This is a genomic window from Vibrio pectenicida, from assembly GCA_024347015.1.
Taxonomy (GTDB): domain Bacteria; phylum Pseudomonadota; class Gammaproteobacteria; order Enterobacterales; family Vibrionaceae; genus Vibrio; species Vibrio pectenicida.
Map to the genome: position 1 here is coordinate 74498 of AP024891.1, position 25537 is coordinate 100034.

Here is a 25537-nt window from a genome sequence, read left to right on the forward strand (position 1 = left end):
AGGTGGTTATGAGTAATAAGGTAAACGTCCAGTACACAAAAACCTTTGAAAATTCAATGAACGATATCATCGATCACTTGAACCAATGGAGTGAAGTGGACGATGTAATAAAGCAGGTTGAATCTCTTCTAGACACCTTCGAGGAGCAGGTTGGTCATAACCCTAATATATACTCTCGTTGCTCTGAACTTGTAGGGCTTGGGGTGACAAATATTCGAGATTTCACGAAGTCTGGATTTAGGCTGCTATACGAGGTAGTGGATGACGAAACGGCACTTGGGTTGATCTTGTTAAGGCAACGGCAAGATATTTCTTTGGCGCTTGTTGATTACTGTATTCTTCACAAATAAACAGCAAAATGTTGAATGTGTTGTGCTTCGATAATTTCATTTTTTTCAGAACGAAAATCAATTTTTCTAGCTTAAAAATGGGAAAAACCTATCTAGGATTCATATTTTTAAATCCAGTCAAATATTAGGAAAGGCCTATTTTGTTAAAACAAGCCTAATTTTTCAGCTTATAAACGTGCTATAGATCAACTGAAATCTCTAGATACAGAGTTAGTTAAGCTAGAAAGTGCTAGAGCTGATCATGCCTAATTTCATATTGGCTCTAACACCGATTTTAACTGAACTATAAACGAAATGAATCGTTATGAGTCGCTTGATTACTTATTGATGAGTAGTATGTTTTATACCCATCAATAAAGTAACTAGAACCGTCTGACCTGATAATTTCAAATATTTCCCAACGAGACGTTCCGCTCTCTGCTGGTTGGGCTATATAACCTGCTGGGCAGTTGAACGCTTTTACATCAAATACAGCCTCATCAACACGAAAAACGTTAAAGTATTGACTGTTTTCTTCTGTCACGCGTGCCCACTGTCCTCTAATCATTTCGTAATTATCATGCATATTGAGAAGCCAATCCCAATCACTACCATCGGGTAGGCCGCAATAAACATAGGTTGAAGTATTTGCAAAAGTTGTTGACGTTAACAATAGAGCGCTGAGTGTAATAATAGCCACATTTTTCATAATGTTATAATTTTGTTATGCAAACGTTAATGGGTGAGTTTCTATCACAGTTATATATAACAAAAAAGAAAATAAATCATAAGTTTAAAATTAGATCACGTTTAATATGCATTTTTCTAATTAAAAACACAGAACATAACAGGCTTTAACCACATATGTGACATTACTAATTTGGAGGAATGTCACATCTTAAACTTGCTCAGACATCATTCTTCTTTATTTGAGGAAGTACCAAAAGAAGACTACACTTATAGTGATAAGAGAGTTACGTCGTCTCCTTTCAATACACTCGAAAACTCTCTAAATAAGCTATGGCCACAGTCTCTGTGGCCTTTATTTTTGTTGTGATGTTGTCAACAGTATGCCTCTTTCATCCCTTTTCTCTATAACTTAGTTTGGTTTATAACCGTAAGCTTGTTCGAATGCTAGGAAACGCTACCAGTATGTAATCTCATAGATAAATTGAATGTTACTTATTTGTTTATATGGTGGAAAAACTTAACGATTGGTGGCGTATAAAAATGCATTAACAGGATAATTTAGATGTATATCTCATTTACAAACAAACGGTATATCTATTTTAGCGCTGAATCACACAGATTGAGTTTGGGATAGTATATCTTGACTTTAAAGATGTTCACGGTTTAGTCGGAATGTCACAATAAGGAATTTACTGGGGTAAATGAAGGACGAGTTAATAGTTTAAACTACTAATAGTGAAGGAAAAAACGTTTTGAATATTGCTGAACAAGCGAAAGGGAATATTGAAGTTCGAACATCCCCCATAGAACTCGAAGAGGGAAGTGATTCATCCCCCAAACAGCCTAAGGAGCGTGATAGTGCAATCGCAAAGATCTCAGCGTCTATTTGTTTTGCGGAAGATGCTTTTCTTGATGTGATGACGTTGTGCGATGTTATGTGTGTTGTTTATACACCGACAGGAAAAGCACTAAAATGTCGTACCAAGTATATTGGTTGTCATTCAAGTAATGCTCTTTTGCTTGAAATGCCAATGATCTCCCCTCAAGAAAAGAGCCAGTTTATTAGGCCTGGCTACTCCATTAAGGCGTACGTCATTTCATCTAAGGGCGAAGGGGCTAGGGTGTGCTTCAAGAGTAAGATTGAATGCGTTTTGAGTGGCGGAGATATTGATTTACTTTTTATTACTTTACCTAAGGCTACACAGGTGATTGTCGGCCTGAGAGAGAGCGTACGTTTAGATATTAGTCTCAATGGGATCTTAGATCCTTCAGATAAACAATACCCCTGTCAGATAAGAGATATATCTCAACAAGGATGCTTAATTGTGGTTGACAGGGGTAAGACTAATTATCGTGTGGGTTCTTTAATTCGTTTGAAAGTACTTACCCAAAGTGATGATACCCCCGTTGTTGATGATATTTTAGAGGTAATGGTGCAAAATGCGACCAAAACAAGTTGTTATATGAAATATGGGGTAAAATTCGAGGACAAGTGTTTAGAGGCGGTATGTGCAATAATTGAAGGATTACATTTTTGCTCGCTGCAGCAGAAGTTTATGCTTGGAAAAACAGACTGAATGTTAAGTAGGTGGTGAATCTGTATATTACAATCAAAGTCGGAAGGCAGATGGTAGTCCATGGTAGCTGTGGTAGCTCTTGTAACCATCGAGCAGTTGTCGAGTCCCATCGGGTTGTTGTATTTCAAATATTTCCCATAGAGAAGTACCACTCTCTGCTGGTTGAGGGATGTAACCTGCTGGGCAGTTGAATGCTTTAATTTCAAATGCACATTTAGTGACACGGTATACGTTGAAATAACGGCCATTACTTTCTGTTATTCGTGCCCAAACCCCTTCAATTTTCTGATAATTACCACTCTGATCTATCAACCATTCCCAATCGCTTCCATCTGGTAAACCGCAGTAAACGTAAGTGATGGCGTGAGTATAGGAAGACCAAAACCCCAAGGCTACGTAAAAGTGAGTAAACATTTTTTAACCATCGATATTCTCATCATGGAGTGATCTCCCTTCTATATTATAAAGCACGAAAGTAATCATATTGTGGCTGTAATAAATTGTGATAGTGTTTATGGTCATCGATAATTGCTATTAGGGAAACCATAATAGATATAAGTAGAGGTGTTCACATGCTCGGGATGAGTTAAACTCATGCAGGTCAGTGCAAGCGCCGCTAAATTTTTCATTATTTCCTAGGACCAGTATTGTGTTGTTAAATACTTGGAAGTTTTTTACATAAATAAAATATTACTCAATGAGCATGTCAGGATAACTTCGCTTGTTAGACAAAATAGGCTGAATTTAAGAAATAATAAGGTTAATAAAATGCTACCCATCGTGCAGTAACCCATTAATTTACTATACAACTTGCTTTAACCGAATGACGTTGGTGGGCACAATACCCTCTATTAGGTTACCAACGTGAGTTGAGCGTCACTTTTAAGGTTTTATCGAGTTTAACCAGTGCGATAACACGTCATAACGTTATATCGCTTACTATACTTGGCGTAAATAACCGACCCGACCTGATAAAATGAAGACTAAATACTTTGCCTTATGTTGTTTATTTATTGTATTAATGAACGGTAGTCGTGCCTATGCCGAATATAACATGCACTTTTTTTTGCCGAATTTCCCTCCGTATACAATGATCGATATTGAAGGAAGTCCAACGGGTATTGGGCTGAATGCAATGAAACCTATACTGGACTCAATGAGGGTAAACTATACTATAAATGTTGATTCGAACCATGGTAGAGCATTATCAGAGCTAAAGAACAACCGCTCGGATGGTTTTTTTATGGCATCCAAAAATAAAGAACGTGATCAATACGCGGTGTTTTCCAGTGCTGTCATGTATAACAATTGGGTATGGATCGTATTGAAAGAGAATGAGCGTGATTTTCGTCCCTCCGCTCAATCAAACTATGTTGTCGCAAGTTTGTTAAATACCAATACTAACCATTGGCTCAAGAAATCAGGTTATACATTGACACCGCCAGCTTGGAATATTGAGAGTCTAGTGAAAAAGTTAGATTCGCATGAGGTTGATGCGATACTCGTGGCTGAAGTCGTATTTAAACATCGTTATCAAAATAGTGATGACTACGCTACCATTCTTCATGAAGCTAAACCGTTTGGCGTTTACATATCAAAAGCGTTTATCAGCAAGCACCCTAAATTTATGGAGAAGCTTAATGAAGCGATAGAGGCTCATGATGTAGTGGCAAAATAAACGCTGAAGATGGATGGTGTTATTAATTCACTTTGTTGTCGCTTCTTACATATGGTATCTACACTATTTCATTTTTGGCAATAAGCCTATTGTCTGTAACGTTAGCTTAAAGTGAACGAAAATAGTGGTTAATAGTGACTTGATTGTTTATTATTGAATAATAGGTTTTGTACCCATCTATGAAGTAACGAGATCCATCCGGTCTAATGATTTCAAATATTTCCCAGCGAGATGTTCCGCTTTCAGCCGGTTGAGGAACGTATCCAGCCGGACAACTGAATGCTTTTGCAAGAAATTCTGTTTCATTGACCCGAAAAACATTGAAGTATTGATTGTTTGCCCCGGTTACTCGTGCCCACTGTCCTTCAATAGTTTCGTAACTATCATGAGCGCCGAGAAGCCAGTCCCAATCGCTACCGTCGGGGAGACCACAGTATACAAAGGTGGAAGCATTGACAAACGTTGCGGATGTTAATAATAGAACGCCGAAAGTGATAATAGCCTTGTTTTTCATATTGTTATAATAATGTTAAATGAGAAGTTGTTTGTATCACAGCCAATGAGAGAGGAAAACTCATGAATCAAGAAATAGAATGTACATCACATTGGTATCTATATCATTTTGTATGATTAATCTGTTGAATCAGTTGTCACCACGATTTAACAAAATATGAAGGAATTGAGCCTAAAAGTTGTGATGAATATGAGATAAATCAGGTTGGATGGTTATTTGGGGCCATAAAGTAGTTATGGATATTATTCTGTTTATTGTTGATTAAGTAGTTTTTTGTTTGTCTGTGACAGCCAAATAGATACCCTATTGTTATTACCTAAGTGTCACAGTTGCTGGGCTATATCCATATGTCACTAGTTATATATACAGTGTGTCGATTTGTAGTTTATATTTAGTCTAAATTTGAACCTTATTGAGTTTGAGTGTATTATTCAATAATAAAAATCATACTAGTCATTATAAGAAACAGATAAATTCTACTGATTGAATATTTAATGTGTCATTAGAGGGGGAGTACCGTTATGGATACGACGAATGTGGAAACCGTGAGTTTTCTTAAAAAAAATGCCGCCAATTTACCCGTCGAGGAGCCTTTGACCATCACACAGAATGGTAAGCCAGCTTATGTTGTGGAGTCATATGAAGATCATAAAAATCGGCAAGATGCTATAGCACTTTTAAAGCTGATCAGCTTTGCTAAAAATGATATTTTGCAAGGTCAGGTGATGTCATCGGGAGACTTGAGACGTCGATTATCTGAGCGGAAATAACATTAGGTGGTTATGAGTAATAAGGTAAACGTCCAGTACACAAAAACCTTTGAAAATTCAATGAACGATATCATCGATCACTTGAACCAATGGAGTGAAGTGGACGATGTAATAAAGCAGGTTGAATCTCTTCTAGACACCTTCGAGGAGCAGGTTGGTCACAACCCTAATATATACTCTCGTTGCTCTGAACTTGTAGGGCTTGGGGTGACAAATATTCGAGATTTCACGAAGTCTGGATTTAGACTGCTATACGAGGTAGTGGATGACGAAACGGTACTTGGGTTGATCTTGTTAAGGCAACGGCAAGATATTTCTTTGGCGCTTGTTGATTACTGTATTCTTCACAAGTAAATAGTAAAGTGCTGAATGTGTTGTGCTTCGATAATTTAGCGATCTATAGATTTATTTCAACTATATAAAACCTTGAGTAGCAAAGGCGCAACATGAGATGATCACTACGGTCATTTCCTCTTTTGATTGATTTCTTTTCTAGAGAAATACCCACCAAACACAGTAAGAATGATCCCAAGAATGGTGATGCATACACCTTTAACTAGAACAAACGCCCAAGAATAGTCATTGATAATGTAACCTCGAATCCCATAGAAGCAGAGAAACGCACCGAAGCAACAACAGATCACACCAATGAAGGCAGTAATTTTTTCCATGTATAACTCTCGAAGTTTTTTGGAAAGGAATCAATTGAATACAGTAGCCTTTACTTGCTTAATATTAGTCAATAATCACTTGGTTGAATACAAAGCCTGAGAATAAAACATAACTGCCGTAAAATTGGACAAAAACAGTTTAGATTTTTGCTCTAAACGGTATCGTTCAGATTAGAAAAAAGTACCTTGAAACCTTAGTCGTTTGTTAGCCGTCATTTCCACCGAGAACATACTTAGTTCCGTATGCAGACTTATAGGTGATTACAACCTCCAAGCGCTCAAGTTCCTGTTCCATTTCCTTAATGTCAGTAGCAGTAGGAAACGGGACTTTAATCAAAGTTACTTTCTGCCCAGGAACAAGTGCAAAATCGTCACCTAGAACTGTGTATTTTAAGTGACCGTCTGGCTTACCAAAGACCGCTTTAACTGCTGCATCAGGATCTGACAGCTTACCGTCCAAATACACTTCGAACTTGTGTATAAAAGCAGGTCCTAACCCATTGTTGATGAGAGAAACTGTAATTGTAGCTGAGTCGTCATTTCGCTCACGCTCTCTAAAGCTAAACAGATGAGGGGTTACTGAAACTCTATTGTGCTTCCGTTGAATCGAAAATTGCCAAGCAGTAAAAATCAACGCACAAGAAGCAATAATCTCTGAACTAGACTCTCTTAATATTTCAGTAATTGCCAAAATATTCCTCCTTAAGGACTTAACGCCCAATTAAGGTGTGAAGCACACTACCACGAAACTAAAACTGGACGCTATAATCACAAATATTGACCCAAACCAAAAGTGCTGAGTCACTCTTAAGTTGTTTGTTAGCTACTCTTTTGGCTTAGAACCACTGTCTTTATTTGTTTTAGTCGGTGGACTATAGCTTTCAGTTGCCACTTGCCATGTAGGTTCAATTGGTGGCGGTGGCGGTGGTGGCGGTGTTTCTTTTTTCTTGTCATCGCACATAACTTTAACCTCTGAATAAATATACTTTGGGTCTGTCTTTTCCGACTCTATATGTTTTAATAAATTAGCACTTAAAGTCGAGAATTGAGATGAGAGTTCACTATTGTGGACTTGGAAATTTTTTCTAGGGGATGATGCATCTAAATCAAAGCCAATAAACAGCACTGAAGATAGTAACAGCGGTACTGCTGACAAAACTAAAAAAAGCAAAGACCGCCTAATCCCAAGCTTACGTAACTCATTCACTCCTGCGTTGTATGATGTACAACTAGTCATCATTTTTGCAAGAAAATCCTTACAAACTTGCTCTACATCTGGGACGACTTCATTGGTACCGTACTTCTTATTGTAATCGGAAATAGCTTTAGCATGGTAACGAACATTTACTCTATATTCGTATAGCTCGTTTGGATCTGGTAGAAGTCGGTATTGCATACCGGTTAGAGCGTGGTAGGTCAAATATGCAGATTTAGCTAAAAACATTAGGCTAAAAAATATGCAAACATAAAATAATGTCACGATGGCTTCTTGACTATTATAATCAACCATTCGCATCATATAGGCTATTACGGCAAGGACACTAGCATAGAGTGCAAAGTTTAACTGTAATCTATTAAATATATGCTCTCTTGCATCAAGCTCATGAAAATAGACTTTTGAAATTGAATCTAACATACCTATCCTGTTGAGATATTGATGAGTAGCTAACGCTTTATAGACGGACTTTTTCCGTCTATGTTGCTGCCATTTATTATGAAACTCAACTGATATCAACCTGTTATGTGAATCGGCATATAGTTGCGGGGTCGAATTACGGAAAAATTCCGTATAAGAGACCAATGTACGGATTAGATTAACTTGGTCTACTGGTCTACTGGTCTACTGCTCAGGTGTTACGTTTGCAGGTTCTGAGAAGGTTTGGGGCAAAAACGTGTCAGGTTTTGGTCTAACACGCCTTTAATCACTAGACAATATTCTCAATTTGCTGGAGTAAGGTGTCAGTTTTGAGCGGCTTAGGTAGATACGCGTCCATGCCCGCATCGAAGCAACGTTGGATATCATCATCTACAACACTGGCTGTCAGCGCAATAATCGGAGTTTTAGGAAGCTCTAAAAAGCATTCGTAAGCACGTATCTTTTGGGTCGCCTCAAAGCCGTCCATGACTGGCATCATGCAATCCATTAAAATGAGATCAAAACTGCTGTCGTGCTTATATTTATCCACTGCAACTTGGCCATTCTCTGCAATGTCAAATTGATACCCTGCTTTGTCAAGCATGAGTGACGCCACTTTCTGATTTACATTATTATCTTCAACCAACAAAATACGACCAGCTTTGTCACATTCAACTGAAGTCGTAAATGACTTGGGCGCTAACTCCATAAGAGGTTTCACATCAGTAGAAGCGCCAGAAATGATTTCTTCATTCAATGCTATCAAGGCTGTGATTTTTTCTTTCAACACATCAGCCTTGAAAGGTTTGGGCATATAGTCATCCATACCTACTTCAAAACATTCTTGAATATCATCATCTACGACGCTAGCCGTCAACGCAATGATAGGAACACGGTTTTTTTGTGGGTTTTCTTGCTCAACTTGTCGAATACGCTTAGTGGCTTCAAAACCATTCATGATCGGCATCATGCAATCCATTAGAATGAGCCCATAATGATGGTTTTTAAACATTTCTAGTGCCTCCTGACCATTTTCGGCCACATCAAAACTAAAGCCCAACTTTTCTATATGCAGGCCCGCTACCTTTATATTGACTCTGTTATCATCGACCACTAATATTTTTTTCGGGTGAGTGTTATCTCTTGCATTGGTGAGTGTTTGAGAAGACCGTACCTTACAGTCTTGTTCGAATCGCTCAATAATTTTAATTAAGCGCTGTCCAAGCAGCGGCTGGCTGATAATCGCACTGACGTTGTCACCAAAATTGCATGGATTACTGTGTAGGTGTTTCATCACGCAGACGGGTATTTCTTTAGACTTCAAATGCTGGAAGTATTCTTCGTGTTGTACTGCTTTATCGGGTTGCGTTTCCACATAAATGACCATCACATTGCCTTTGTTCTGGCTCCATATAGGTAATTCATCCAAATGGTTGACAGATTGGTGCAGGGGAATGTGATAGAAATTTAGTGCGTCACAAACCTTACTTTCCTGCTCCTTATCATCACACACTAGGTACAGTAAGCTATGCCCATTAATGTTCTTAACCTCAAAGCTCTGTTGAGAAATAGGGAGAGGTAAAGCAAAGTAAAAACGACTTCCTTGACCTTTTTTTGATTCTAATTGGATATGCCCTCCCATTAATTCAACCAGCTGTGTACTAATCGCGAGACCAAGACCAGTACCACCAAATTGTCTTGTTGTGGAATCGTCTTCTTGGGCAAATGGCTCAAAAATTTTTTTCTGTTGCTGCTCATCAATACCAATGCCTGAATCCAGCACTGAAAACTCTATAGCGGCTTGGGAACCTTTGATATGTTGTGTGATGATGGCAAGCTCTACACGCCCTGCCTCCGTAAACTTTACAGCATTGGACATAAAGTTCATCATGATCTGACGAAGTCGATGGTCATCAATCTTCACACAATAAGGTGTATTGGAGCTAATAGAAACATGAAGGTCAATGTGTTTTTCCTTCGCTTTCGGGGAGACAATAGATGCAATATCGTAAATAGACTCCCGAATATTAGTTGAATGCGGACTGATAACCAACATCCCTGACTCTATTTTGGAAAAGTCTAAGATATCATTAATCAAATTGAGAAGAAGCTGTGATGAGGTTTCTATTGTGTCCACATAGTCACGTTGGGTGGCAGTCAATGAGGTATCAGAAAGGATTTCAGAAATACCAATCACACCGTTTAACGGTGTACGGATTTCGTGTGACATATTCGCCAGAAAGCTACTTTTAGCTTTATTGGCATTCATGGCATGCTCTGTTGCTTGCTCGGCCTCATCTTTTGCTTGGCTAAGTTCAACACAGTGCGCTTCAATAATGTCACTGGACTGATTAAAATTATCCGCTAAGTGATTGAGTTCATCGCGAAACCAAGGGGATGGCAAGTGAATCCTATTCGGCGATGAGTTGCTATTTTCACTGACCGCTTTTGCCATCAAATCGATACGTTTAATGACGAATAACCAAGTGAAGGCGAAAATAGTGGTTAGAAGTAAGACGATACGAACACTTTCTGCAAGCAAAATATGAAGGAATTGAGCCCAAAGGTTGTGATGAATACGAGATAAATCAGACTGGATGGTTAAGTCACCGAGCGCGTAACTCTTTCCACCGAACTTATAGGCTAAAGGCCACGTTTGAGTGACAACATTTTCATACAGTCGTTCACCTCGTTCAATGATAGATTCGGCACCTGATGAGATATGCGCATAGTCAACCCCTGGCAGGGTTAACAGCCCTTCCACTTGAGAGTTGAGTATCTCTCTATCTTCAACCCATAAGCTACCTGTAATACTCGATAGTTGACTGGTTTTAATGCTGGATAATTTTTCATTGATGTACTGAATATCGAGCTGTAGTCGGTGGTGAAGATTGTAACTGGTTGTCGCTAAAGCAAGGAGGACACTTATCAGTGTCACCGTAAACAGTAATTTTTTATTAATACTCATGTATCTATGTGTATTTTTCATAGAGAAGCTAGCCATTGTTGTTTTTAGTCTTCCATAAAGATAGCTGGTCATATTGAAGTGGAGAGTTTGTTTTACTTTAGAGGGTTGAATTTTTGAATACGATGATTAAAGCTCGGGGAAAAAAATATTTATTCGTTGTTTTTGGCCATAAAATAGTTAAGAATATTATTCTATTTATTGTTGATTAAGTGGTTTTTTGTTTTAGTGTGACAGCCAAATAGATACCTTATTTTCATTACCTAAGCGTCACAGTTGCTGGGCTATACCCAAATGACATAGCCTTATTCATTGTAGCAATGAATAAGGCTATGTTGTGTGTAAGCACTTTGATTTTGGATTTAAGATAACTTACTATTACTGTGTTAACTATTCACACAAGTGGTGAGAGCATGTCACGTACAACGAGTGTTACTATCGGAGCGCAGCTGGATGAGTTTGTTGGCCAGCTCATTAATTCAGGTCGATATGGTTCAACAAGCGAAGTGGTTCGCTCTGCCTTGAGGTTACTCGAAAGACAAGAGAATCAAACTGCCGCGCTTAAGATGGCGATTGAGGCTGGGGAACAAAGTGGTGAGTGTGCTTTGTCTCTTCATGATATCGCGTCCAAGGTAAAGCAAAAGCATAATGTATAAACTATCCAATCTTGCGGCTGAAGATTTTGAACAGATTTTCGAATATACCTTGTTGAATTTTGGCGTAGAGCAAGCCGATAAATATACAGATAACTTACACAATGTTTTTTTAACTCTTATTACTCAACCGCTAATGGGGAAAGATTGCCCAGAAATCGCTGAGGGACTTCGGCGACATGATCATCAGAAGCATGCAATATTTTACCGACTGCAAGTTTTTGGTATTTATATTGTACGTATCCTTCACCATCAGGTGGATCCAATGCGGTACTTTGATTGAGACGAAAGATAGCCCAATTCTCAGGTGCGATTCGAAGTAAATTAATTAGGTAACTGAAAAGTTATAATTCGACATCAATGCCTCCGCAGCATCGGTGTCGATTGTAATAGTTTGCAAGTCATTTTGTTTGGCTTGCTCTAACTTGTGTTTAATAACAGATAGTCTTGTTTCGATTTCTGTTTCCAACTCAATAATCTCGTCCATTTTGATGCCTATTGCTGTATGTGAATCGAATTAGTATCAAAGAAATGGGCGTGACAAAACTCAAGAATAGATTAATGCGAGCGTATAGTAATTTGCGTGTCGATAGTCTGTAAAAGTCTCATTTTTATTACCTTAAAGAGCTAGCCCTTCATTTTATTTATCTTGGCTGACAAGGGTTAAGGTAATGTTCAGTAATGCTGGGCCTAAAGTGGCCAAGTTCCTGACTCACCATTCCTAAGCTATTCTCACAAGTGCCGCCAGGGACGTCGGACATGCGATTTTGGGCGTAATCATACCTCAGGCCATGAGCGCCCCGAGAATATCCAAGTACAGATTTAGACAGCTTGGAAAACGCATCACTAAAACGCTTACCACCACTGATGTCGTAGTAGGACGTCAGTTTGACCCCACGGTCGATGACCGTTTGGGGTGTGGAAAGCCGCCGTCGCTCAAGCTCATCAGCCAGATCGTGAGGGACCATGACCGCACGCAATAGCCCTCCTTTACCATTCACGACATACTTTACCCCGTCTAAGCCTTTGAATAGGTCATCTCGCCACTGTCTTCGTGTGGATGGGGCTTGCTCATCAAGCCTTCTCAGTGTGAGCAGCTCTTGGGCTCGCAGCCCCGAACGATAACACAGCTGGGTAGACAGTCTTGTGTGGGGTTTCTGTCTGGCCATGATCTTTTCTACTGAGCGTGGTGAGTAGGCGCGGTTTTTCCATTGTCGTTCGGGTAAGTTACTCGGTAAGGGCAGGGTAATGCCCGGCTTCTTAATAGCAAGCATTCGTTCTAACACGCGTTTTTCATTCTGTAATGTCCGTTTCGATACGGTGTCTTTACGTTCATTCAACCACTGCTTCGCTTGCTTAGATTTAAAGTATTGAATGTCACGGACATTGAATCGCTTTAATACCAGAAGCGCGGTATTCAAATGATGATGAAATGTTCTCACACTTCGAATGGCATGCTTATTTTCAGAGGTTTTACTTTCACCCAATGCATTATAGTGCTGGTTAAAAAATGACTTTATTTTATATTGGACAATCTTTTCTTGCTTAGGTGTGAAAGGGGATTGTTTTTCCATTTTTGTAGTGACCTAGAAATTGTGTTGATAGCGCAATGGATCTTTTTGTAAATACTTAACCACAGTTGAATCTCTCTTAATGTGCAGTCTTCTTCAGTGCGAAGAAATAAAACCTCATGCTTCATAAATTCTAGCTTTGAATATAAGTTGTAACCAATCATCCAAGTATCTTTCAATGATTGTTCATATGCCTCAATAGTGTGTCCTTTCCATTTTATAATATAGTGGTGCAAGGCGTTATGACTTATCTCTATAGGCGTAATTTTTGCCACAATTCTTGCGATGGAAGAAACAGAATACTCTTGTTGGTGCAATAGTAAGATCCAATCTCGATAAGGATCCAATTTGCTTTTATTGAGTTGACGAGCTTGACGCCGGATAATTTGGCTTTGCTGCCTCAATGTTGCCTGTTGTTTTTTTGAAAGAAAGTGAGTCATACCTTACACACCAGAAAATAAGCAATAAGTGGTTAACATCAATAAAACTCAGTGCTTATTTCGATCACCAAAATCTGCACCCATGATACTTTTGGATCAACCGCCTATGAAATGCCTCAAATGCCACCAAGCATCAACAGTTTGAAGCCTCCCTCAGGGCCAAATCTCAGTCGGCCCTGAGGGAGGCGAAGTGGCCAAACAGAGAAAAAAAATCCAACGTTGAGGCAATCGGGTAATAATCATGAGGCAAATCGTTTTTTATCTCTGTCAATAGGAATAAAAGACAAATAATTAAAGGCGATATAATCGCCACCTTATTAAAACTCAAAAGTAGAGGTTTGACTATGAAACAGAAATCAATACGTTGAGGCAATCATTGAAATCGTAAAACCATCATTTATTCTTTATTTTATGAATTAAATATAAACTGAATAATAATTAATGGAGCTATTTTATTATTATTTTGTGATGTATTTCAATTAATTTTATGAAACGAAAAGGCAATAGTAATTAGCTATCATAATAATTAATTCCTGTCACTTATTAGGTGGGTTTAATTTTATGTTTTTTTTGTTTCACCTAATGCGTGACTTATTTGTTTTATTTTTTAGACTGAGTAGTGACTGCTCGATTAACGTGGTTATTTAATGTCGTTGGACAGATTTTTAACGTAAGAGGAATATATTATGGCGAGAGGAATATTTATTTTTGATGGTAATGTTGGTCAGGTGCCAGAATTACGTTGGCAGCCAGCTAATGAACGTTCTGAAGGTCAACCTAGACCATTATTAAAACTGACCGTGAAATATGATCGGTTAGTCAAATCCAATCATCCAGATCGACTTTATGATGATAAAGGCGGCTTTTGGGTGAATGTGGATTATTGGAAAAATAATGCGGATGACGTCGCTAAATTATTGAAAAAAGGCATGCGAATTCGGGTTGAAGGAGAGCTCAGAATCGACACATGGGAAGACAAAAATAACCCAGGTCAGATGCAATCAGGAATGGCCTTAACCGCTGAGACTATCACCATTGTCCCGTCAAGAATTGAATCTATCGGAATGAAATCAAGTCAAGTGGTGACGAATCAGGCACCACCCATTGATCACTACTCCGATGAGATGATGAATGATTGAGCCTAGTGTGGGCGTTTTGTTGAACGCGCTCTCAATCAAATAGGATGATGAATGGAGGGAATATGGCCAATGTGAGCCGAGCCATTGTCTTACTTCGTGAACGTGTCAAAGCAAGGCAGGAGGGAGATACCACCAAAATGGCTGAGTTAAATAAAGCTATAGAGGCTTGTCAGCCCTTCGTATGGCAAGTTCAACAAGCACTGAAAGTTAATGGTGATGGAATGACGCTGTTTAGTATCACTCCCTCTTGGGTGAAAGCGCGCTTATCGAGGAGGGCATCATGAGGGTCTTTTTGTGTGAAAAACCGACTCAGGGAAGAGATATCGCTAAGGTGTTGGGGTGCAATGAGAAGTTGGAAGGCGCACTGAAAGGGCAAGGGGCCGTGGTGACGTGGGGGTTTGGCCATTTACTCTCACTCGCGGATCCTGATGAGTATAACGAATCGCTAGCGCAGTGGTCTCTTGATGATTTGCCGATTCTACCATCACCTTGGAAAATGGTGGTGGGAGAAGGGAAGTCTAAACAAGTAAAGGTCATAGCGCGTTTACTTAAGCAAGCGAAAGAGGTGGTCATTGCGACCGATGCTGATCGTGAAGGCGAAGTTATTGCAAGAGAGTTATTGGAGTTTTCGAGGTATCAAGGCCCAGTGCAGCGCCTTTGGTTGAGTGCGCTGGATGAAGCGAGTGTGCGAAAAGCTTTAACGAACTTAAAACCTGACGAGGAAACGTGGCCACTTTATCAAGCGGGATTAGCGCGCTCTAGGGCTGATTGGTTATTAGGTATGAACCTTACGCGGCTGTGTACGCTCATTGGACGCCAACTGGGCTATCAAAGTGTGTTGTCTGTGGGACGAGTCCAAACTCCCACGCTGCGCTTAGTGGTAGAACGTGATCGCGCTATTGCGCAGTTTGTTTCTGCAGCATTTTATCAGGTGAAAGCGTTAGTGCATCCTTCGTGTCCTTTTACCATGCAATGGCAAGTGCCAGAAGGGGTGGGTGATGAGCAGGGGCGCTGCTTGTCTAAAGAGTGCGCCCAAGCCACGGTGTCGCTCTGTCAGTCTAAAATGGGAGAGGTCATTGAGGCGCAGACAAAACGAACTCAAGCGAAACCCCCCGCTTTGTTTTACCTGGGCACATTGCAAAAAGCGATGTCTTCTCGCTATGGCTACAGTGCGAAAGCGGTCCTTGATGGCGCGCAAGCTCTGTATGAAACCCATAAGTTAACCACTTACCCGCGCACTGATTGCGCATTTTTGCCTTGTTCTCAACAAGACGACATCGCTGCTATCTTTAATGCGCTGAGGACCCATAATGATTGGAAAGAATGGGCCTCTCAAGCTGATCAAGCGCTAAAAAGTGCTTGCTGGAATGACAAAAAGGTCGCGAAAAGCGCTCACCATGCCATTATCCCGACTCCCAAAATAGGGGATTTATCTCGCTTATCCCAGCTTGAGCTACACCTCTATCAGGCGATTGTCCAGCGCTACCTTGCTCAGTTTTATCCTATAGCGGAAGACGATACGACGACGGTAGTTTTGGATTGCATGGGAGAACGTTTTAAAGCAAAAGGCAAGATAGAGCGTGTCAAAGGGTGGCGAGCCCTCATGTCAGGGGATGAAAGTGATACAAAAGCCGACCAAGAAGAGCAGCCACTCCCTGTGCTTACAGCAGGGATGATGATCGCCATGACATCGTTAGACGTCGTCGATAAAAAGACTTCGCCTCCTTCGCATTATACCGAAGGCACATTGCTTGATGCGATGGCCAATATTGCTCGCAGTGACGCGGTACCTGAGCAGTTTAAGTCTATTTTAAAAGAGACGGCGGGTCTTGGGACTGAAGCGACTCGCGCCGATGTGATCGAAAATCTAAAAGGGCGGGCTTTTATTGAGGCGAAAGGGAAATCGCTCATTAGCTCAGCGTCTGGTCAAGCGTTTATCACCGCGTTGCCCAATGAAATCAGCAGTCCTGTGATGACCGCGCTTTGGGAGCAAGGGCTCGATGGTATTGAGCAAGGCCAGGACACGCTAGACGGGTTTATGCATCAGCAAACGCAGTTTGTATCTACGTTGGTCGAGAAGATGAAAAACGGCACGATAAGCTTGACGTTACCCAAGGTGGAGCAACCAAAGATGTCCTGTCCACTGTGTCAGAAAACCATGCGATTGGTTCAAGGTAAGTCTCAATTTTGGGCTTGTGAAGGGAAAGACACCTGTGGCCTTATTCTCGATCATGTACGAGGCAAGGTCGTCAAGCATCAACCTTGCTCGTGTGGCCAAGGTGTGTTGATCCGTCGAACTGGAAAAAAGAAAGGTGTTTACTACTGGGGGTGTAGCGCTTGGAAGAAAGGCTGTCAGCTGAGGAATTTTGATAACAAAGGCAAGTTAGGTGAGCGCATCCCAGAAACCGCGTAAATGAATTCAAAGGAGAGAACATCATGTCACTTAAGTTAACGGAACCCCAATGCCAAGGTTTATTGTCACTGTACTCTGAACGTGATTTTCCGATGAAAAGTCGTGAAGCGGTCAGGCTACGTCTGGTTGATGGCTTGAGTTATGAGCAAGCACAGCGTCGCTCTGGAGTGAGCAAGCGCAATATTCATCGAGGCGCCAGAAAGCTCGAACGAGCCCATCAAATCATGATGGCTACCTACGGTGCGGAAACGAACAGCTGATAACCCCCATACTAAAATGGCAGCGTTTGCATAAGTACGTTGCCATCCCTAGAACGAAATTGCCCCTAAATTACTTAGATTAAATACTCTACAAAATTTAGGTGCGTGCGTTTGCCCTACTAAAAATTATCAGAGTTTAGCAAATAATGAAGTTCAACTTTACAGTGAAAGCTAGGTGGTTATTAATATTAAATTATGGACTTAATGGCAATTTACAGGTTCCAGTTCATGGGTAAATGGCAGTCCCTAAATTGTCTTATTAAATAATCAATGACCATAGGTGATATTCGGTAGATTAAGAAAATAATTTAAAAAATAATCTCGCCATGCTCTATCATCCTCATCTTCCGGCCCATCATAACGCCCTGGCAAATAAGAGCTATACTCACTATCTTTTTCAGAATATGCCGATACATCATAACGCCCTGACAATTGATGTTTTGATAAATACTTACGTTGTTGCTCATTATAAAAGTGTTGTGTTACCTCTAACTCAATGCCTTCACCAACACCTATATAATGGAAATAGTAATTGTCCATGTCTTCAAACTCAGCGTGTTTTTTATCCACCAATCCATATCTATCAGTCATTTTTCTCGACCACCAAATATCTTTGAATGTACCTTCCTCAAAGCTCTTTAAATTTTGCCATTGTATGAACTTGTAAATATCTTTGGCGGGGATTGATGGAGTGTCACTCATTACCTCATTTGGGCTAGTACAAGTATCAAATACAATCACGGCATTATCCTCGACTCGAAACGGCAGCTTATCTCCCTCTTTGATATTAGAATCTACGTATCTTTTGAACCAAGAACCTTCCCTTTTGCTGAGGTAATAATCTGGATGGTGGCTGTGTTGTAGCTTATAACGATCAACTGCTGCATCAACAATGTCATAAACGGGATTTTCATGAAGTGCGTTAAAGTCCGCACTACGATTAAATTCGATTTTAAACAAAAAGTCCTGCATATCTGGCTTAGTGATAGAGGCGAAAGCTTTATCGACTGAGGCTTGTATTTTTTTAATGGATTTAGGCTCAGTGAGGTAAATCTCAATTAGACCGTGGCCTAAGAGGTCTGATTTACTCGGTGCTATCATGGTGTTTGGAGGCGGAACGCTACCTCTCCCTGTAAAGTGAAGCCCATTAATAACCATGTCTGAGCTTGATAAAATGTATCCACTGTCTGGGCTAAGAGTGGGTGAAGCGGGAGCGATATGAATGACACGAATGTTATCGGCACCGTAGCCGCGTTGAGATGTCACATGTTTGTATGATTCATTCACCCATAAGTTCCCTTGCGAATGAGCGATATATATGAGTTTTTTCCCTTTCCACGTATGAGAGTCGTTGATAAGGTGATGTTGCATTCTCGTTTGGCTGGTGTCGGAGGAATCAACTAATAATGTCAGTGCTTCGAGGAATTCTCGAATGAGTGCGTTTCGAGTCAGACTGAAGGAATCTCTAACAAACCCCTCGAACCAGGAAAAAGCAGCACTGATTTTTTTGATGATAGAGCTGTTTTGTTTATCATTTACGATGTCCCAAAATGCCTCCCACCGATCGAATTGTTTCTGCTCTAGTTCGTAAGTTCTTTGGTCAAAGGTTTCAGCGAAATCGGCCAATACGTTAAGGCCACTACCTTCAATGTGGGAATCGTTGTAGAAAAGTTGGTATTCGACAGACTCTCCCTTGTAATGGCTGATATCTAGAGTGGATTTTATTTTTTGTCTCCCATGTTCGGCTTGCTCTCTAGTTGTTGCGACCCCGTTAAAAAATCCTATGGTATAACCTTCAATTTTGCATGAGTTGGCGATGGCATTGAGTGGCAGCAAAGCCATAATTATGAGTGATAGTGTTCGCTTATTCACAGTACTGTGCCTCTGCTTTAAGAGAGGTGCTTACAGAGCCATCGAGTAAATGATTGTAAGCTAGGTAGGCCATAGTGCGGGCTTTGGTGTTGCAGGTGAGCGCCCTGATGGTTTTCCCGGTGTTTATATTGTCATCGATATCAATGCCAACAAACTCTTTACAAGCGAGGACTTTGTTGTGTTTGTGTGAAATATCGAGGGCTTTTGTGATGTTCTCATCGGTCTTTTGTGAAAAATCATGATAGAGATTTTCTTGTGCGTAACGGGCATTTTGTTTTAAGGCTTTTCGGACTGGCTCGCTCACCTCTAACGCATCGATAAAGGCTTCAATATCATCGCGGATACCACTTTGGTTTGTGTCAGTACCGGTGAGCGAATCGCTGCGGTCGATCATGGATTCAAAACGTTCATAGAGCAGCCTAAGTTGGCCATCAATGGTCTTTTGTACCTTTAACTTTGCGGTTAGCTCAGGTGTTTTCTCTATGCTTGATATGACAGTCTGAGGCTCCACTGCCATTGCGTTTGGATCTTTTGACTCTTTACCCCCCATAATTGCCATTATAGATAAAGTGCAAACCAACCAATTATTCATTTCTGTTTCTCTGATATTTTATATAATTGCAAAAGTGTACTTATAAATTAACCCACTGAATAATAAGCAATCTTTATATCAATATAAGTAGAAAATAAGAGGTTAACCTCAGATTGGTTTATAACGACGGGGTCAGTCTTGCTTTTTTGTCTTTTTGATAAGAGGGGCTTAGTTTTTAACTAGGTCTTTTTTGTAGTGGATGATTGAATGTGACCATTAGGTTGGAGGTATTTGCAATACCTTAAATAATCCATGAAATGCTAATATAGGAAAGTGAGTAACTCAGAATTGCCCCGAAGTGTGCTAGCCTAAGATATGGGACACATTTCTTTTTTCATCATTTGACCTATTTTTTCTAACTAAATAAGTAGTTAGTTTTTATGGGATGTTATACCGACAATGTCTTCATTTTTAATTTATAAAAACAATATGATAAATGATTGTACTAGTTATTCTTCTCTATACTTACAGGAAATGTGTCTAGATAAAAGATACTGGTATGTTCTTTGTATCTTGATTGTAGTGAAATAGCCGTCATACAAGTTGTTCAAGAAGGTCTCGCAATGCTCGGTAGCTTTGGTTTGAATTGACTTTTATGTTTAGGGGGTGATGGTTCAGTGCTGTGGTAGCTTTGCTCACCACTTAAGCGGGGCATTATAACTTAGGAGATAAACGTTGACATTTTTTTGGACAGTGATTTCAGGTTTTTTGATCTTTGTATTCGGTCAGTTTTTCCTAAAACTAGTTCTAGAGCCTATTGTTGCATTTAAAGAGTCGCTTGGTTCTTTATCTGCCTTTTGTTTACGTAATCAAGGAAAAATTACAAATGGCAACGCTACATTAGAAGAGCAAAATGAACTCCGTTTAATTATCTCGACAATCCTGTCTAAAAAACAGGCAATTCCATTCTATGCGGAATTGTCGGCAGTTTTAGTTTTACCAAACTCGGAAAACCTGCTCTTGGCGTGTAAGAATTTAAACTTTGTTGCCTATGAAATGTATAGAGAAACAGATATGCACGAAGACACGACCGTTAAGTATGAAAAAATTGTAATGGAGTTACACAAAACAAGTAAGCTACTAGATTTACGGCTAGATTTTGAATCGTTATAATAAATGCTCAAGGAATCAAGATATTTTTCCTAATCTGAAGGAATCGTCCTAGACTATGAGTGCTAGCACGTTCCTGTCCATTCTGTGCTTTCACCTATTGTTTGCGTCAAACCTTATACGCATCATTTGACCCTGGTTTCATATTAAATGTATGGTCATCAATGCTTCTATTGATTGGATTAACTAAATGAAAGAATGGAAGGAATGGGTAACGATAGCTGTACTGATATTGATATTCGCAATGGCATCATACTGGTTTGCTACTACCAATCCGCTCAAATTTTCTCTTCAAGATGTCAGGGATGTACTCAGGCAAGTGTTTGTTTATTCATTCGCTGCTGGCGTAGCGATATTCGGTTATTGGTGGACTCAAAGAGAGCAAGACAGAAGACATGATGATCAACTTTATGAAGCTCGTTGGAATAAGACCTTAGATATACAGTTCGAAGCCTTAGAGAAGCTCTCAAGTAAGCGTTTGGCCTTGTATAGCGAACTTAGGAAAGTGTCTAAGCTTTATCTATTTCAGTTCATAACAGACGATGAGTTTAGGGATTTGAAGCTTTATGATTTCGAGGAGCAGATTAGCTGGCAATCAAACCATACATCTTTTTATCTCAGCCATGATGATTTTTATCTTATGGACATTACATTTGAAATGACAGCAGCTATCGATGAGTTGGAGTCTTACTGTAATCAAGTACTCCCACTTCCTAAAGATGCAAGTATAGAATTGGAGGAACTTGTAGCGCTTTCGATAAGGCAACACTTCAATAAGATATTGAGCTTAAGCCTAGTTTTAGATTGGGAGATAGGCTGTTTAATTAAAGGGAAGGTGCTGGATAGATATGACCTAGATCTAGATGATGACAATCAGTGGGATAAGCAAGATGATACTGAGACGTACCTTCAGTGGAAAGAGCGGGTATATAAGCAGCAAAGGAAATACGTAGGGCTTACAAATACTAATGTAATTCTTAATGAAAGAAACTTTACTGAATGTGATAGTAGCGAGGACAAAGCCTAACCAACTCATTCTCAGTTAGGAAAACATTTATTCATAAATAATGTGCCAATATGGTTACATAATAATCATAGAGTTGAACATTGGTTGAATAAACCGAAGCTGAGATTAGGCGGACAATGTCAAATAGACACTTTCCACCTAAGAATTGTTAGTAAAAGAAAAAGGCGATCATTCATGAAAATCGGTCAACTGGTTAAGAGTCATATAAAAAAGATATTTCTGTATTGTGATACTGTAAATCACGATGAACTGATAAAGTTAATGGATAAGAAATATTCCAAAAATACTTTTGGTATAAACTATCCGTTCTGCACAGAGTCAACCCTAATTCCCAAGAATGAATCTAAAAGATATTGGACGGATTTATATTTTGTAAGAGGGAAAAAGGTTCGAGTATCAAGCCAATGGGTAATCAATCACACCCAGCAATTCACAAGATACTTGGTCACTAGAGGGATAACTGATCAAGAAAAACTAGAGGATCTAATGGATTCTCATTATGCACCTAGTGACAATCCAAGAATCAGCACCAGATTAAACTCAAGGTATAGAGGTAATGCAATCGGAAACGCACAAAACCTCTTGGTTAGAAACATACTAAGCAACCTTGGGGAAGAGTCTTTCAATCAAGATGATTGGGAAAAAACAAAAGCATATTTCGAAAACAAATGTGCTTATTGTGGTTCCGAAGATGAATTAGTAATTGAACATGCAGTTCCAATTAACAAAGTATCATTAGGAGAGCATCGGCTCGGCAACATGGTCCCAAGTTGTAAAGCATGTAATTCGAAGAAAGCTGATAAAGATTTCAAAATCTTTTTAGAAGGCAATCAACATCGAATAGGAATAATTGAAGAGTATATGGATAGCAGAGATTACGTGCCGCTGGGTGAAAATGAGCAGGTGGCAAAAATACTGGAAATGGCTTATCAAGAAGTGGCTATCGTTTCGAAAAGATACATTGAAATACTAAATGAACTATTTCCAAACAAGTAGCTACACTGGAAAAATAACCACTGCGCTCGCATCTTCCAGTGAGCTAGGCATTAGCCTCCATAGAAATTCTTATGCGAAATTCACCTTTTGTCGCGGATGACCTAACACGCTTTTGTCCATTTCTTTCCTACAATGGAATACAGCTTCCGAATCAAAGTGTCGTCTAGAATGTCAGCAGAAAAAAAACGTTGATGCCATGCCATCACATTGGAAGAAAAGCGACTTTTTTGTCCCATTTCTGACGTCAAAATGCTTTACACCGAAACGTTTTTTGCTACTCTTACGAGGTTCAAAACGTTCGTCACTCACGTTAAGTAGTGTCAAGCACACGGCTCAGCCTTAAATGCCTCTTGTAAGCGTGTCGCGGTCTGACTCAGTCGGATTGAAGAGATAAAACCTTCTTTATCGAAAGAAGGCACACAGTAGTTTTCACACTGTGGTCAACACAACCATCACCCACGCGGGAAAATCATTTTCCGCAGGGAAGACAGATTTTTCTCGCTTTTCATTTTTTGATTAAGAGAGAAAAACTATGTCTACAAACACTACTCAACAACCCCAACGCCATTTTGATTTGCACACCAAAGGATTTGGTTATCTTAACCGTATCCGCAAAATCACACCGCGTAAGGGTCAGCCATTTTGGGCGGTCGAAATCAATTGTCTTCATGGCAATGATGGAGAGTCTACCCGCTTCGATTGCAATGTGGTTGGTCAAGAGGCCATCGCATTGTTCGAACACCATCTGGCTGAGGTGAAGAAAGAAGATAAAGTCATGGCCAGTGTGGTCATGGGCGATATCAGTCTTCATTCGTTTATCTATACCAACGGTGATAAAGCCGGCGAAAAAGGTGCTTGCATCAAAGGCCGACTTTTAAAAGTGAAGTATCTGAAGGTCAATGACTCTGTGGTGTATACCGCAGAGCAACCTAAGACACACGCTGCCTAAACACAACCTATCAGCCTGCCCCACTTGTTGGGGCAGCGCTTTCACCCTCGCGGGGAGTTCATTTCCGCTGGGGAATGCTTTCTCACTTGCGATCACATCAACGAGAGAGAAAGATAATGAACGACACGATTCAAAACGCACTGCGACTTCTTGTGAACCACTCACCCAAACACGCGACTCATTACGATTTGTCGACTCAAACGTATTGGTCAACGAAGGGGAGCCACGTGCGTAGGTATTGCTTGATTAGTAAGCAGTGGATAGACGGTGAGCTGACCTGTGAACAGGTAAAAGATGATGAAAGTCCGGACAACTCAATGCTCGACATTGAACAAATCTGGGATCACAACTTTGCGATTTTGTCTATGCAAGCTTGCTCTTGCGGATCAACAAAAGTGGAAGTCAGCATCAATGGCATTTTTGCAGGGTCTGGTGAGCAAGAGGACGGCGGCTTTCTTGAATGCCACCGATGTGGTGGAAATGCAGAGGTCACGTATTTTGAGGCCTTTGAAGAAAGTGGACTGTTGCCTGAGCTTGGAAAAATGATGATGACATTGAATGTCGATGTCTCTGAGTTTCAAGCGTTCTGGAAACAAAAACAGGTTTGGAATTGGTTTTTCCATTCAGGTCGTTTCTCGCACTATGTGGCTTGGAATAAAGATAAGGCGTTTTCAATCCTTCAGAAGTCATGTGGCTTGGTTAAGGCATTAGAAAAGGTTTGCTTATCTTGCCCAAGCACACGGGAAGGACACCTTATGGGATTAGAGTCAACATACCCTGAGCTGTCACATGAGATACGAGCAATGAGAGAAGCACAACGCGCCTAACTCAGCATGGCCGATCAGTTGATTGGTTTGTAGGTTTAAGCGCTTTCACCACCCTTGCGGGATAACCCCGCATGGGCGGGTGTTTTCTCGCTTTTAACGACGAATTAACGTAATTGATTGAGGAGAAAACTCCATGCAAAAGCCTTTGAGTACAGAGCAGAAAAAGGTGATGGTTGAGCGGTGTCAGGTGTCTATCCTGTACTTTAGTGTTCCAGGCCGAAATCGTCTCTATGCTTATATGGCATGGGATGCGAGGAAGGCCGAGAAAATGCTCACTAAGCTGTATGAATTATCACAAACGTGGGCCGAGCGTTACCCTGAAAAAGTGTATGTCTTTAGGGCTGAAGAGAGTCGGTTAAGCCTTTGGCATGACTGCTTTATAAAGGAAGTTCAGGCCATGATGACGTCTCAGGAGAACGAAAAGGCGCAACAGGTTGTAGAAACTTCATTGTGGGGGCGTGTTAAACGGCTATTAACGCGAGATGTATCAAGCTCACAGGAAGGTATGACGGTCACTTTGCTTTCCAATAAGGAGGCATCATGATTTGCGTTAATACAACCGCCAATGTGTCCCATTTTTCTGAGCGGGTAGCCATCGGTGCTCGTGTGTGTACACAAGACCGTCATTCACAGGCTAAGAAGGAAATCGATATATCGATCCCTGATACGCTGTTGGATAATGAATATTTTGGTGAACGTATCGCACTCAATGTGGTGGGTATGGTACTGAACCAAATGGGCTTAGGTAGAGCTTTTGACATTAAAGAATGGGTGCTCAAGCCGACGGCTTGATATCCGGAATTATTGAACTTTCCAACCCTGCCATGTTAGGTAGAAGGAGATGATGACAACAGGGCC

Annotated in this window: 29 protein-coding genes and 1 pseudogene; 18 read left to right on the top strand and 12 right to left on the bottom strand. The window is 40.3% G+C overall.

All coding sequences use genetic code 11. The features are described 5' to 3' along the window. Nucleotides 1-8 precede the first annotated feature (8 nt). Complete coding sequence (locus OCV27_RS20565; RefSeq protein WP_337969487.1) at nt 9-350, top strand: type II toxin-antitoxin system RelE/ParE family toxin; 342 nt, start codon at nt 9-11, stop codon at nt 348-350. Nucleotides 351-633: 283 nt separating this feature from the next. On the opposite strand, the gene OCV27_RS20570 is transcribed toward OCV27_RS20565, so the two are convergent. Next, nucleotides 634-1038: a hypothetical protein gene (locus OCV27_RS20570; RefSeq protein WP_125323344.1), complete on the bottom strand. Its 405-nt coding sequence runs from the start codon at nt 1036-1038 to the stop codon at nt 634-636. A gap of 733 nt (nt 1039-1771) precedes the next feature. Here OCV27_RS20570 and OCV27_RS20575 point away from each other — a divergent pair. Then, nucleotides 1772-2596 carry a PilZ domain-containing protein gene (locus tag OCV27_RS20575; RefSeq protein WP_125323343.1) on the top strand — a complete coding sequence of 275 codons (825 nt, stop codon included), beginning with the start codon at nt 1772-1774 and terminating at the stop codon, nt 2594-2596. A 33-nt stretch (nt 2597-2629) separates the two neighbouring features. On the opposite strand, the gene OCV27_RS20580 is transcribed toward OCV27_RS20575, so the two are convergent. Beyond that, nucleotides 2630-3010, bottom strand: coding sequence for a hypothetical protein (locus tag OCV27_RS20580; protein ID WP_125323342.1), 381 nt, complete (start codon nt 3008-3010; stop codon nt 2630-2632). Nucleotides 3011-3617: 607 nt separating this feature from the next. On the opposite strand from OCV27_RS20580, the gene OCV27_RS20585 reads away from it, so the two are divergent. Next, nucleotides 3618-4274, top strand: a complete 657-nt coding sequence (locus tag OCV27_RS20585) for a substrate-binding periplasmic protein (RefSeq protein ID WP_245986881.1) — start codon at nt 3618-3620, stop codon at nt 4272-4274. 106 nt (nt 4275-4380) lie between these two features. Here the strand turns inward: OCV27_RS20585 and OCV27_RS20590 are convergent, their stop codons facing one another. Then, nucleotides 4381-4788: a hypothetical protein gene (locus OCV27_RS20590; RefSeq protein WP_125323340.1), complete on the bottom strand. Its 408-nt coding sequence runs from the start codon at nt 4786-4788 to the stop codon at nt 4381-4383. A gap of 521 nt (nt 4789-5309) precedes the next feature. On the opposite strand from OCV27_RS20590, the gene OCV27_RS20595 reads away from it, so the two are divergent. Further along, nucleotides 5310-5558, top strand: a complete 249-nt coding sequence (locus tag OCV27_RS20595) for a type II toxin-antitoxin system Phd/YefM family antitoxin (RefSeq protein WP_076585703.1) — start codon at nt 5310-5312, stop codon at nt 5556-5558. Nucleotides 5559-5570: 12 nt separating this feature from the next. Next, complete coding sequence (locus OCV27_RS20600; protein ID WP_076585705.1) at nt 5571-5912, top strand: type II toxin-antitoxin system RelE/ParE family toxin; 342 nt, start codon at nt 5571-5573, stop codon at nt 5910-5912. 110 nt (nt 5913-6022) lie between these two features. On the opposite strand, the gene OCV27_RS20605 is transcribed toward OCV27_RS20600, so the two are convergent. The 4 genes and pseudogenes from OCV27_RS20605 to OCV27_RS20620 all read right to left on the bottom strand — a co-directional run. Then, complete coding sequence (locus OCV27_RS20605; protein ID WP_076585706.1) at nt 6023-6229, bottom strand: hypothetical protein; 207 nt, start codon at nt 6227-6229, stop codon at nt 6023-6025. A 205-nt stretch (nt 6230-6434) separates the two neighbouring features. Further along, nucleotides 6435-6920 carry a hypothetical protein gene (locus OCV27_RS20610; RefSeq protein ID WP_076585708.1) on the bottom strand — a complete coding sequence of 162 codons (486 nt, stop codon included), beginning with the start codon at nt 6918-6920 and terminating at the stop codon, nt 6435-6437. Nucleotides 6921-7052: 132 nt separating this feature from the next. Continuing rightward, complete coding sequence (locus tag OCV27_RS20615) at nt 7053-7865, bottom strand: hypothetical protein (protein ID WP_076585710.1); 813 nt, start codon at nt 7863-7865, stop codon at nt 7053-7055. A 289-nt stretch (nt 7866-8154) separates the two neighbouring features. Next, a pseudogene (locus OCV27_RS20620) lies at nt 8155-10674 on the bottom strand (response regulator); the annotation flags it as partial. 569 nt (nt 10675-11243) lie between these two features. Here OCV27_RS20620 and OCV27_RS20625 point away from each other — a divergent pair. Together OCV27_RS20625 and OCV27_RS20630 are read left to right on the top strand one after the other, a co-directional pair. Continuing rightward, nucleotides 11244-11486 carry a type II toxin-antitoxin system ParD family antitoxin gene (locus OCV27_RS20625; RefSeq protein ID WP_125323436.1) on the top strand — a complete coding sequence of 81 codons (243 nt, stop codon included), beginning with the start codon at nt 11244-11246 and terminating at the stop codon, nt 11484-11486. Continuing rightward, on the top strand, nt 11479-11766 hold the full coding sequence (locus tag OCV27_RS20630) for a type II toxin-antitoxin system RelE/ParE family toxin (protein WP_125323437.1): 288 nt from the start codon (nt 11479-11481) through the stop codon (nt 11764-11766). The genes OCV27_RS20625 and OCV27_RS20630 overlap by 8 nt, the downstream gene beginning before the upstream one ends. A 45-nt stretch (nt 11767-11811) precedes the next feature. Here OCV27_RS20630 and OCV27_RS20635 read toward each other — a convergent pair whose 3' ends face one another. The 3 genes from OCV27_RS20635 to OCV27_RS20645 form a co-directional block, all read right to left on the bottom strand. Continuing rightward, nucleotides 11812-11970 carry a hypothetical protein gene (locus tag OCV27_RS20635; RefSeq protein WP_185759859.1) on the bottom strand — a complete coding sequence of 53 codons (159 nt, stop codon included), beginning with the start codon at nt 11968-11970 and terminating at the stop codon, nt 11812-11814. A 157-nt stretch (nt 11971-12127) separates the two neighbouring features. Then, nucleotides 12128-13057, bottom strand: a complete 930-nt coding sequence (locus OCV27_RS20640) for a site-specific integrase (RefSeq protein WP_125323438.1) — start codon at nt 13055-13057, stop codon at nt 12128-12130. After that, on the bottom strand, nt 13000-13494 hold the full coding sequence (locus OCV27_RS20645) for a hypothetical protein (RefSeq protein ID WP_185759860.1): 495 nt from the start codon (nt 13492-13494) through the stop codon (nt 13000-13002). Before OCV27_RS20645 ends, OCV27_RS20640 begins: the two co-directional genes overlap by 58 nt. Before the next feature lie 686 nt (nt 13495-14180). Here OCV27_RS20645 and OCV27_RS20650 point away from each other — a divergent pair. From OCV27_RS20650 to OCV27_RS20665, 4 genes are all read left to right on the top strand, one after another. After that, complete coding sequence (locus OCV27_RS20650; RefSeq protein WP_125323310.1) at nt 14181-14633, top strand: single-stranded DNA-binding protein; 453 nt, start codon at nt 14181-14183, stop codon at nt 14631-14633. A 62-nt stretch (nt 14634-14695) separates the two neighbouring features. Beyond that, the gene (locus tag OCV27_RS20655) at nt 14696-14917 is read left to right on the top strand and encodes a hypothetical protein (RefSeq protein WP_125323309.1); all 222 of its coding nucleotides are present in this window, start codon (nt 14696-14698) and stop codon (nt 14915-14917) included. Then, nucleotides 14914-17046 carry a DNA topoisomerase III gene (locus OCV27_RS20660; protein ID WP_125323308.1) on the top strand — a complete coding sequence of 711 codons (2133 nt, stop codon included), beginning with the start codon at nt 14914-14916 and terminating at the stop codon, nt 17044-17046. Before OCV27_RS20655 ends, OCV27_RS20660 begins: the two co-directional genes overlap by 4 nt. A 23-nt stretch (nt 17047-17069) precedes the next feature. Beyond that, entirely contained in the window at nt 17070-17306 is a 237-nt protein-coding gene (locus OCV27_RS20665) for an RNA polymerase sigma factor (protein WP_125323307.1), read from the top strand. Between the two features lie 267 nt (nt 17307-17573). Here OCV27_RS20665 and OCV27_RS20670 read toward each other — a convergent pair whose 3' ends face one another. Beyond that, the gene (locus tag OCV27_RS20670; RefSeq protein ID WP_245986880.1) at nt 17574-19178 is read right to left on the bottom strand and encodes a hypothetical protein; all 1605 of its coding nucleotides are present in this window, start codon (nt 19176-19178) and stop codon (nt 17574-17576) included. Then, a complete protein-coding gene (locus tag OCV27_RS20675; protein ID WP_125323306.1) occupies nt 19171-19770 on the bottom strand; it encodes a chromosome partitioning protein ParA in 600 nt (199 codons plus the stop codon). Before OCV27_RS20675 ends, OCV27_RS20670 begins: the two co-directional genes overlap by 8 nt. Nucleotides 19771-20445: 675 nt before the next feature. On the opposite strand from OCV27_RS20675, the gene OCV27_RS20680 reads away from it, so the two are divergent. From OCV27_RS20680 to OCV27_RS20710, 7 genes are all read left to right on the top strand, one after another. After that, on the top strand, nt 20446-20883 hold the full coding sequence (locus tag OCV27_RS20680; protein ID WP_125320607.1) for a hypothetical protein: 438 nt from the start codon (nt 20446-20448) through the stop codon (nt 20881-20883). Between the two features lie 187 nt (nt 20884-21070). Beyond that, entirely contained in the window at nt 21071-21907 is an 837-nt protein-coding gene (locus OCV27_RS20685) for a hypothetical protein (protein WP_125320606.1), read from the top strand. 174 nt (nt 21908-22081) lie between these two features. Further along, complete coding sequence (locus OCV27_RS20690) at nt 22082-22903, top strand: HNH endonuclease (protein WP_125320605.1); 822 nt, start codon at nt 22082-22084, stop codon at nt 22901-22903. A gap of 532 nt (nt 22904-23435) precedes the next feature. Beyond that, the gene (locus OCV27_RS20695; protein ID WP_125320604.1) at nt 23436-23852 is read left to right on the top strand and encodes a DUF3577 domain-containing protein; all 417 of its coding nucleotides are present in this window, start codon (nt 23436-23438) and stop codon (nt 23850-23852) included. A gap of 116 nt (nt 23853-23968) precedes the next feature. After that, nucleotides 23969-24679 carry a hypothetical protein gene (locus tag OCV27_RS20700; RefSeq protein ID WP_125320603.1) on the top strand — a complete coding sequence of 237 codons (711 nt, stop codon included), beginning with the start codon at nt 23969-23971 and terminating at the stop codon, nt 24677-24679. A 133-nt stretch (nt 24680-24812) separates the two neighbouring features. Next, nucleotides 24813-25223, top strand: coding sequence for a hypothetical protein (locus tag OCV27_RS20705; RefSeq protein ID WP_125320602.1), 411 nt, complete (start codon nt 24813-24815; stop codon nt 25221-25223). Beyond that, the gene (locus tag OCV27_RS20710) at nt 25220-25471 is read left to right on the top strand and encodes a hypothetical protein (protein ID WP_125320601.1); all 252 of its coding nucleotides are present in this window, start codon (nt 25220-25222) and stop codon (nt 25469-25471) included. Before OCV27_RS20705 ends, OCV27_RS20710 begins: the two co-directional genes overlap by 4 nt. Nucleotides 25472-25537 lie beyond the last annotated feature (66 nt).